A 1,631-nucleotide genomic window follows, 5' to 3' on the forward strand; every position below is an offset into this window, starting at 1 on the left:
TAGGGTGTCCAGTTCTCTGTTCTTAAAAACAAGCTGGAAACATCCCTGTTAATTGTTAATATTACGCTCTGATATTTAACGTTTCATGTAACGAAATAGTTCTTTGAAAATTTGTGTATCTCGTTGATTTTTAGTATCTTTGTACATAATTACAAATACTTATAATCAATGAAAAAGTTAGATTCAAAACAGCATAAAGAGACCCCTGAGGAAGAGTTAAAGCGTCTTCGTAAAAGAGTTAAGCAACTTGAAGGCAAAGAAGTGAAGAATACAAACACTATCAAAGGTCTTCGGAAAGAACTCAAAAAAAAAGACGTTCAGAAAATAACTATGACCAACGAACAAAGAGCATTACTCTCGCACCTGTTCCCGGACATAGATTCCCTCTTGTAGTAATTCAACTTTGTGTTCTTATCTATATGCGTACTGGCTGTGGCCTTCGAACTGTAGTGAAGATCTTGGAGGTATTCTCTGAAGTACTTGGTGAGAACTTCGGAAAAAGTCCATGCTACAATACGGTGGAAAACTGGATAAAGAAGTTGGGACTGTCTGTTTATCAAGATGACCAGCCATGCAAAGGCAAAAAGTTTGCCATGGTTATGGATGAGAGCATCGCTATAAACGGTCAGAAACTACTTTTGGCTCTAGCCATTCCATCAGAGCATCAAGATCGACCTGTCAAACATGAAGATGTGACAGTTTTAAACATGACGGTAGGAGCAAACTTCAAGGGTGAAGATATCGAAAACAAGATAAGCGAAGTCACTATATCTGCAGGTTCAGAACCTCAATATGTGATTAGTGACAATGCCCATAACCTTGTAAGGGGTATCTTGGACTCTGGATATGTGCATTATGCGGACATCAGTCATTCTATGGGTGTTATTCTCAAAAAGGTGTATGAAAAACAGCCTGATTTTGTTGAGCTTACAACACTTTTAGGAAAGAAAAGACTACAATACCATCTGACAAATAAAGCATATTTGCTACCACCGAACATGAGGACTATTGCTAGATTCATGAATATGTCTGAATGGGTAATCTGGGGCAACTCTATGCTTGCTTGTTACAACAAACTCCCAAAAGAAATGCAGGAAGCGTATGCTTTCATCAACGACTATGAATCTTTGTTGCAAGAACTCATGGATGCGTTGGATGCCATCAGGCATATAGAGCATATCTGTAAAAACAAAGGCTTTTCCTGCAAGACGAGTAAGGAGTGCCAGTCATACATAGTTGCTCATGTTATAGGAAATGCTTATCCTCGTCAAGCTCACCTTGGCTTGAAGATGCTGGAGTACTTCCGAAAGGAAGAAGCGCAACTTACTGAGGATATGAATATCTGCATCTCTTCAGACATCATTGAATCTACTTTTGGTATATACAAAAGCAAGAAGTCACCGAACAAGCTGTATGGCATAACTCCTTTTGCTCTAATGATACCATTATATCCAAAAGTCGTGAACGAATCCGTTACTAAAACATTTAATTTCAAAGAGCGCTTAGTGAATGTTAAACTTAAGGACATTGATGCTTGGACTACCGAGCACTTGTCCAAAAACTGGGTGACAGAACGAACCAAAACACTCAAACAAGTGAGTTAATATTGGAACATAGAACTGGACACCCTA

General features: G+C 38.6%; 2 protein-coding genes. Both read left to right on the forward strand.

Going from position 1 to position 1,631, the window contains the following annotated elements:
- Positions 1–168 precede the first annotated feature (168 nt).
- The gene (locus ACTQ53_RS17395; protein ID WP_117588242.1) at positions 169–393 is read left to right on the forward strand and encodes a hypothetical protein; all 225 of its coding nucleotides are present in this window, start codon (positions 169–171) and stop codon (positions 391–393) included.
- A 125-nt stretch (positions 394–518) separates the two neighbouring features.
- The gene (locus ACTQ53_RS17400; protein ID WP_259326466.1) at positions 519–1,604 is read left to right on the forward strand and encodes a hypothetical protein; all 1,086 of its coding nucleotides are present in this window, start codon (positions 519–521) and stop codon (positions 1,602–1,604) included.
- Positions 1,605–1,631 lie beyond the last annotated feature (27 nt).

The sequence above is a fragment of the Prevotella sp. Sow4_E9_plate genome (assembly GCF_052116205.1).
Classification (GTDB): domain Bacteria; phylum Bacteroidota; class Bacteroidia; order Bacteroidales; family Bacteroidaceae; genus Prevotella.

Coding starts and splice junctions, on each gene's coding strand:
- ACTQ53_RS17395 (WP_117588242.1), top strand. CDS start 169: ATGAAAAAGTTAGATTCAAAACAGCATAAAGAGACCCCTGAGGAAGAG.